Origin of the sequence: Streptomyces sp. NWU339 (assembly GCF_003143855.1) — a bacterium.
GTDB lineage: Bacteria > Actinomycetota > Actinomycetes > Streptomycetales > Streptomycetaceae > Streptomyces.
In genome coordinates, this window is the sequence record NZ_QFRK01000116.1 from 1 (window position 1) to 7,576 (window position 7,576).

Genomic DNA, 7,576 nt, shown 5'->3' on the forward strand with positions numbered 1-7,576 from the left:
GTCCGGAGCGGGCTGCACAGCAATGCGCCCGCGGGCAAGGTGACCGCGGGCGAACGACTTCGGAACCACGACTGCTCTGGGGATCACGCTAGTTCCTTTGCGGGGGCACCGCAGGCCGAAACCCCGCCGGCCCCGTCGTGCGCCGGGGCGGGCGTACCGCGCCAGAAAGCGGACTCGGGCCGGCCGGCGACCGGCTCCAGGACCCCCACCGCGCAATTGTCTGATCAGCAGCGCCCCTGATCCCTTCGGGCGACTCCACTCCACAGCCTGCGTGCCTGCTCAGTGGGGTGCGCGTGGTGCACGCCAGGATGACCGGCATGGGCCACTGGGTGTACGAGTTCACGGGTTGTCCCGACTCGGGGGACTACCAGCAGATCGCGGATGCTGACGAGCCGGGCGAGGTGGTGCTGCGTGAACGCCCGCGCGGTCTGGGCATCGTGGACGGGTTCGTACGGGAGAGCGTCGACGACCTGCTGAGGGTGGCCCGCTTCCGGTGGGTGACCAGCGGAGACCCCTCCACGGTGGCGCCGGCGGTGCTGCAGGCGTCCGGGCCTGCGCCCCTCGCGCGGCGGGATGCGCGGCCGGTGCGTACGGGCAGCGAGCTGGATGTCGGCGAGTCCGCTTGAGGGGCGTCCCGAGACTGCCGTCGTGGCTGTGCGCGACGGTCATCGCGCACAGCCGTTCTCCTGCTCCTCCGTGGCGGGTTCTTCAGCCTCGGTCTCCTCGGCCGCGGTGGTCGCGGGCTCTTCGGTGCGATCTCTCGGTTTCGGGACTGTCAACGGACACGCTGAGAAGGGGCGGCACTTCGACAGCAGTGCGGGAGGCGGTTGAGCACTGCGGTGGGTTCGGATTCTTCACGAGTTGGGGTTCTGGCTCGCTTTCCGTGAACGGGACACGCCGAGAGGGAGCCGGCCGACGCCGCATCGCCGCCCCGCCTGCGGCGATGACTTTCCGAGCCTTACAGGGGCGAAAGGCTTGCGAAGGCCCCGGGCCGGGCACCCGGAGCCCCGAGGGTCCCCGGCGGGACGCGGACCCGACGGCCCAATGACCACCCGGGCAGGGGGAGAACGTGACGTTGCGCATCGGGGCGGAGGAAGAGTTCCACGTGCTGGACGCGGAGAGCGGCCGGCTGGTGCCGCGCGCCCGCGCCGTGCTGGACCGGCTGGACGGGCCCGGGTTCACCACCGAGCTGCAGCAGTCGGCGGTGGAGAGCAACAGCGGCGTCCACCACACCCTCGAGGCCCTCCACGCGGACCTGGCCGGCTCCCGGCGCCGGCTGGACGCGGCGGCCTSCTCGCTGGGCCTGGCGCCGGTGGCCGCCGGCACCGTGCCGCTGGCCCGGCCGAGCCCCCGCACGGTCACCGCCRRGCGCCGCTACCGGCGCATGGCCGACGAGTACCGCAGGGTCGCCGACGAGCAGCTCGTCTGCAGCGCGCAGGTGCACGTCGACGTGCCCGACCGGGACACCGCSGTGCGCGCCCTGTGCCTGGTCTCGCCCTGGCTGCCGCCGCTGCTGGCGCTGTCCGCCAGCTCACCGTTCTGGCTCGGCGCGGACACCGGCTACGCGAGCTGGCGCACGATGCTGTGGCAGCGCTGGCCCACCGCCGGGCCGGCCGGCCACTACCCGGACGCCGCCGGCTACGACGCGGCGCTSRGGGAGCTGATCGGCTCGGGYGTCATCAGCGACCCCGGCATGGACTACCACGACGTGCGGCCCTCCGCGCACCAGCGCACGCTGGAGCTGCGGATCTGCGACGCCTGTCCGCGGGTGGAGACGGTGGTGCTGGTCGCGGGGCTCTTCCGGGCGCTGGTCCACGACGCGTGCGACCGGCTGGCCCGCGGGGGCGGCCCYTGGTGCGACGGCCACCACGAGTGGCTGCGGGCCGCCACCTGGCGGGCCGCCCGCTCGGGCCTGGAGGGCGCGCTGGTCGATCCGGTCGCCCGGCGCGCCGCCCCCGCCCGCGGGGTGCTGCACGGCCTGGCGGTCCGGCTGCGCCCGGCGCTGGAGGCGTCCGGTGACTGGGAGCACGTGCACGACCTGCTCGCGCGGGCGCTGGCCGACGGCAGTGCCGCGCACCGGCTGCGGCGGGCGGCCCAGGACGAGGACCTGCGCGCCGGGGTTGCCCTGCTGGTCGCCGAGACCCGGGGCGCGCCCGTCGTGCGTGCCGCCGCGCCGACCGGCACCCCCCGCGTGGGCCGGGCCGGCCCGGTCACCGGCGGGGCCGGCACCTGACGGCGCCGGCCGTTGCGCCAGGTCCGCAGGTCCGGCCCGCCGGCCCGCCGGCCGCCCGCGAGGCCGTCCGAGGGCGTTGTCCCGTGGGCCGACCGGCCCGGGGTGATCTCGGAGTTACTCGTGTCGGACAGGGGGATCGCTCGGGTCGTCCGCGCCGTCGCCGCACCAGGGCCACCAGTACCCGGCGGAGATCATTGCCCATGGTGTGTGGCGGTACTTCCGCTTCCCCCTGTCCTTCCGCGAGGTCCAGGAGTTGATGCTCGCCCGCGGCGTGCTCGTCTCTCACGAGACGGTCCAGTGCTGGTGTGTGAAGTGCGGGCAGGGCTACACGTGTCATGCCATCGCCGGCTGCGCGGGCCCCCCGGGCTCTGTCCGCTCGGTGGCGACCTGCCGGCCCTGTTCGCCTGCGGCGCGGTCCCGCTCGATGCGCGCGTGTTCGGCGCGCTGGCGTGCGGCCTGCTCACGGGTGATCACTTCGGTGGCGGCGCCGACGGCGACCGCGATCGGCCACTCCACGGCCTCGACCACGGCCATGGCGCCGAGGAGGCCGTAGAAGGCCAGCTTGCGGGGCGAGGGAAGGATGGACGTGGCCGGGCGGGCGGTGGAGAACATGTCGCCCGGGGTCACGTAGGGAATCGGAACCCGGGCGTGCGCGGTGTGCAGGTGCAGCAGCTTGCCGCCCGTCCGCTTCTCCTCGGGGGGCTCCGTCGGGGGCTGCTGTGGTTCCGGGGGGCGGGTCTCCGCGGTCTGGGGCCCGGCCTGGGGCGGGGCCGGCTGCTGCGGTGGCTGGGTCTGTGGATCTGGGGAAGTCATCTCCGTCCTCTCCTGCCGTGCGGCGTGAGTGGCGAGGGCTCTTCCTGGCCGCCTTCCATCAATGCACGCGAATAAACCCGTCTGAACGGGCAATTCGGGCAGGCTGGTCCGGGGTCGCTCAGGCGGGTGCGGCCGCCGGGTGCCCGCTCGCGCCGAAGGCCCTCCAGAGCCGGACGGCCAGCCGGACCGCGGCGGCCTCGAGCAGGGCGACCGCCGCCTGGGTCAGGATCGTGGTGAGGATGTGCGGCATGGTCCGCCGCCTTTCGTGTGTGTCGTGCCGGGGACGACTCCTTTCTCGGCCCCGATGCCATCCAGCAGGCTGCACCCGGGTGTGCTGCGGGTGAACTTCCTCCAGCGTCCCGGCGGCGCCCCGCACCGCGAGGGGCACCAGCACCGAGCCCTGTGAGGTGCCAAAAGTCCCGCATGTGTGCTGACCTGGGCATTCGCCAGCCCTCGTGATCTTCGTCAGGCGGCGTTGCGGTACTCGTGGATGAGCCCTGCCGCTGGGCGAGACGGTGAATTTGGGGGTGACGGTGATCGGTGTGAAGGGGGAGGTCTTCCCTCCCACGATGAAGGTCAGGCTGGCGGTGCCGATAGAGGCGTCATGGTCGGCGCTGACGGCGGCTCCCATCACCGTTGTGCTGGGCAGCTACAGGGTCGAAGGGATCATCGGAAACACCCGGGCGGCTCAGGAGGCGAGACTGCTGCTGGGGTCAAAGCACGTGCTGCCAGTGGGTGGGGATGGGTTCGGGCTGGAAGGGCTTGCCGTTGACCTGGTCGTTGTAGAACCAGCGGTGGAACTGGTCGGGGCTGGTGATGCGGTTCTGGTAGCCGCGGCCCTGGTCCAGGTCGTCCTGGGCGCGCTGGTGACTTTTGCGTCGTCGGTGCCGCTTGAGGCAAATGTTGTAGTCCATGCGGTGCAGGTGGATGAGGTAGAGGTTCGGGTCGTGGTTGGTGCCGTAGTCGGCTCGTTCGTGGAAACCGCCGCGCCAGAGCATCGGCACGCGGGCGAGCAGTGGTTTGGAATACAGCGGGTTGGAGAACCAGGTCGACCGCTGCGTGAGGATCTTCTCGGCCGGGTCGAAGGCCGGTTCGGTGTCGTTGAGGTGGAGGACTTCGAAGCCGGTGCAGTTGACGTACTGTTCGTCGAACTGGTCGATGTATGCGCCGAGGTCGCAGAAGCGGGGGTCGGGGGCGACGATCTCATCGACGTCAGTGCACAGGACGACGTCGTAGCGGCCGATGAGGTCGTGCTGGTGCTGTTGGACGATGTCACGCTGCCACTGAGTACCAAACACGTCCTGGCGGACCGGAATACGCACAAAGCGGCCATCGGCGGGGAGATCGTGCGGGGGCTGGTGGTGGAGAACGTAGATGTCCTGCGGCTGGAAGAAGCGGGAGTAGTAGTCCAGCCAGATGGGGAAGAACTCCGGTTCGTCGCGGATGAGCGTGAGGACGGCGCGGGTGCTGTGGCGGCGTGCGACCGGCCGGAGCATCCACCGCTGCTGCGGCCCGTTCCAGAAGTCGTACTGGGATACGGCCGCTGCGTCGTCGCTCCGGGCGTCCCAGAGGTCCAGGTACTTGCCGCTGGCCAGGTTCTGCAGGGCGTACTGGCCCGCGTGAAGGGGAGCGAGCCGCCAGTGCTGAGAGTGGGTGGCGGGTCCCGGTTCGAGCACGGCCTGGGCTCCATCGCCTTCGCCGGAGGCTGTCAGGAGCAGGCCGCTTCCGGCGTTTTCAATGACGAAGACATGACGTGCCTGGGGTGTGGTGTGCAGCCGCCACAGCTGCTCGCGCTGGCGGTTCGCCGAGACCCATGACTGGCCGACGCGGCGGCCGACCGCGGTCAGTGCTCTGCCGCTGCTGCCGTTGACCAGTCTGAGGCGTGTGCCGTGCACGGCTGTCTCCTGCTGGGCCTGCGTTGCTTCAGACGCGCTGCACGTACCAGTGCTGGTGATGGTCCTGCTGGTACGACGTCCAGTCTCCCCAGTAGCCCTGCTGGGCGGCTCGCGCCCCGGGCGCTGTGCTCTGATGCCTGATCTCCATGGCCTTGCCGCTCTTCAGGTTCCTGATCTGGAACACCGTGCCGTTGCCGTTGTTGGAGGTGCCTGCCGGGACCAGCATCCATTCCTTGTGCTGGCCGGCCGGGCTGCTGCGTGTCAGGATCTCGGCGCCGTTATCGTTCGACGCGTTCGCTACCTCGAGGTAACGGACCCGGGCGCTGTCCGCGTTCTTGATCCGGTACCCGCCTCCCGGGACCGGGATGAGTTCCCAGTGACCGGCTGCAGCACCGGTGTAATGGTTTTGGGCGGTGTTGGCTCCATCGCCGGTCCAGGCGGGATTTTCGAGCTGCAGGTGGAGGCCGCTGCGCGCATTTTGGATCTTGTATGTGCCGGTCATGTCCGGCACGCTGATCTTTACCGCGATCTCCCCGGTGGTCGCTCCGTCGATCTTCACCAAGATCTTTCCATTGACGGTGATCGGCGCCGTTTGCGCTGCGGGCGCTGAGGTCGCTGAGTGCTTCGCGTGGGGGAACTCCAGCCCGAAGGTGAGGGTATGGGGATGGCCGCTGGTGAGCGGCCCCTGCCCTTCGGGCGGGGTCACTCGCACGAAGGGTGCGATCTTCTTGTCCGGTTCCAGTTTGACGTTGTCGATGGTGGTGATCTCGGCTGTGCCGAGTTCGATGATCTTCGCAACGATCTGGTCGGCATTGATATGGTCGGCGAACGTCCCTCCAGTGGCAGCCGCGATCCTCGTGGCCTGCCCGACATGGCCGCCGACGGTGCCGCATTTCGACGGATAGAAATCGCCGGAGGACGGCACCGGGTCGCCGTCCAACCCCGTCGGTCCGGTCGTGGTGCTGATGGCCAGAACGAAGATGCCGTATCCCTTCAGCTTCTGTGTGACCGAGTCTTCGGTCACGGCATAGGACAGGCCGGAAACTGCTGTGCAGATGGGATCGTGGCCCGGAGCATCCCCGAACCAGATGATGATGCGCTTGGCATCAGCGCGCCAGCCGACCGACTGGCCCGGGGCCTGGGCGATCTGGTCCAGGGCGTAGAACTGGCCCTCCGGGGTGTCACCGCCTCCACCGGTGCTCCAGCTGGTGATGGCCGTCTTGACCGCGTTGGTGTCGTTGGTCATCGACAGCTGGTGGGCGAAGCAGTAGCTCTCGTCCGGCACGAAGTCCCGGTAGTTCCCGACACCGTATTTGATGTCGGCGCCCACGGCGGCCGCTTCCTGTGCGAGCTTCCCCAGGATGTCGTCTGCCCCTGCTTTCACCGCGTTGATGACAGGTGTCATGCTGCCGGTGCTGTCGGCGAGGAAGTAGACGTCGATCTTCGGGATGGCCCCTGTGCTGGGGATCATCACCTGGATGTTCTGATGGTGAACGTCCGCTGGGTCGAGACTGGTGACGAGGTTGACGCTCGACGGGGACTGGGTGGAGGGCATGGCCGGCTTCCCCTCAACTTGCTTTTCATGGCGCTCTGACGCTAATCCCACCCGTCAGTCGCAGCGAGCGGAGAAGGAGCAGAAGGGTGACGCCCGCCCCGGTGCAGTTCACGGCCGTAGGCCATCAGGCGGAACCCGCTTCGGAACTGCTCCGGCTTGTGCTGCACCATGAGAATGGCCCTGTACGTTGGCCGGTATGATCTTCCCTCTCAGAGGGAGCCGTGCCCTGCACGGGACGTGAGGAGCATCGACGATGTCAATGCTGGCAACCTCCGGTATTGGTGCCGCCCTGCTGACTGTTTCCGCTCTCGCCCTGGCCAAACGCTCCAAGAAAAACCCGAGTACGGAGACCTGGGAAGCCCCGCAGAGTGTGTCGCTGGTGATTCCGGCACACAACGAAGAGGCGTCGCTGAGCCGTTTCCATCTTGATCAGCTGGTGAGTTCGAGAGCGACGATGGCGCGGACGACGGTGGTGATCCTCGTGGTGCTGCAGCGCAGTTTGCGGAGTACTCGCCAGCACTTGAGGGTGGCGATGGCGCGTTCGCCGAGGCTTCGGATCTTTGCGTGATCGCGGTTGTGGCGGCGGCGCCAGCCGCGCAGGTGCTTGCCCCGGATCGGGACGCGGACGGCGGGTCCGGCGCCCTGGTAGGCCTTGTCCGCCCAGCACTTGATGCCGTCGGCGGCGAGGGCGGCGGGGATGCCGTGGGTGCGGGCCGCGGTCAGATCGTGGACGGCGCCGGGCAGGGCGTCCGAGACCCAGAGCAGCCGTCCGGCCGGGTCGGCGAGGACCTGCACGTTCATCCCGTGGTGCTTCTTCTTTCCCGAGTAGTACGGGCGGTCGGCCGCAACACGGTCGATCGGCAGGAGTGTGCCGTCGAGGATCACGTACGCCTTCCCGCGGATGGTGTGCATGGCCTGCTCCAGCGTCGGGGCGAGGGTGGCCAGGAGGCCGACGGCCTCGCGTATGTAGCGGTAGACCGTCGCGATCCCAACCCGGAAGCCGGCGGCGAGGCGGCTGTAGGTGTCGCCRCAGCGGAGGTGGGCGAGTACGAGCAGAGCCTGCCGGCCGCAGCTCAGGCG

At 69.5% G+C, this 7,576-nt stretch carries 7 protein-coding genes and 1 pseudogene; 3 read left to right on the forward strand and 5 right to left on the reverse strand.

Annotated features, from left to right (window positions below; translation table 11 throughout):
- Positions 1-317 precede the first annotated feature (317 nt).
- The 3 genes and pseudogenes from DIZ27_RS43455 to DIZ27_RS48255 all read left to right on the forward strand — a co-directional run.
- The gene (locus DIZ27_RS43455; RefSeq protein ID WP_109383782.1) at positions 318-626 is read left to right on the forward strand and encodes a hypothetical protein; all 309 of its coding nucleotides are present in this window, start codon (positions 318-320) and stop codon (positions 624-626) included.
- A gap of 443 nt (positions 627-1,069) precedes the next feature.
- The gene (locus tag DIZ27_RS43460; RefSeq protein ID WP_109383783.1) at positions 1,070-2,233 is read left to right on the forward strand and encodes a glutamate--cysteine ligase; all 1,164 of its coding nucleotides are present in this window, start codon (positions 1,070-1,072) and stop codon (positions 2,231-2,233) included.
- Positions 2,234-2,423: 190 nt separating this feature from the next.
- Positions 2,424-2,561: pseudogene (locus tag DIZ27_RS48255) on the forward strand (IS6 family transposase); the annotation flags it as partial.
- Positions 2,562-2,566: 5 nt separating this feature from the next.
- Here the strand turns inward: DIZ27_RS48255 and DIZ27_RS45450 are convergent.
- The 5 genes from DIZ27_RS45450 to DIZ27_RS43480 form a co-directional block, all read right to left on the reverse strand.
- Positions 2,567-3,046 carry a hypothetical protein gene (locus DIZ27_RS45450; protein WP_146229136.1) on the reverse strand — a complete coding sequence of 160 codons (480 nt, stop codon included), beginning with the start codon at positions 3,044-3,046 and terminating at the stop codon, positions 2,567-2,569.
- 118 nt (positions 3,047-3,164) lie between these two features.
- Positions 3,165-3,296, reverse strand: coding sequence for a hypothetical protein (locus DIZ27_RS48260; RefSeq protein WP_258308888.1), 132 nt, complete (start codon positions 3,294-3,296; stop codon positions 3,165-3,167).
- Between the two features lie 463 nt (positions 3,297-3,759).
- A complete protein-coding gene (locus tag DIZ27_RS43470) occupies positions 3,760-4,941 on the reverse strand; it encodes an RICIN domain-containing protein (protein WP_181384013.1) in 1,182 nt (393 codons plus the stop codon).
- 28 nt (positions 4,942-4,969) lie between these two features.
- A complete protein-coding gene (locus tag DIZ27_RS43475) occupies positions 4,970-6,496 on the reverse strand; it encodes an RICIN domain-containing protein (protein ID WP_109383785.1) in 1,527 nt (508 codons plus the stop codon).
- A gap of 429 nt (positions 6,497-6,925) precedes the next feature.
- Positions 6,926-7,576, reverse strand: a 651-nt coding sequence (locus DIZ27_RS43480) for a transposase family protein (RefSeq protein WP_109383786.1), incomplete at its 5' end; no start/stop codon positions are given.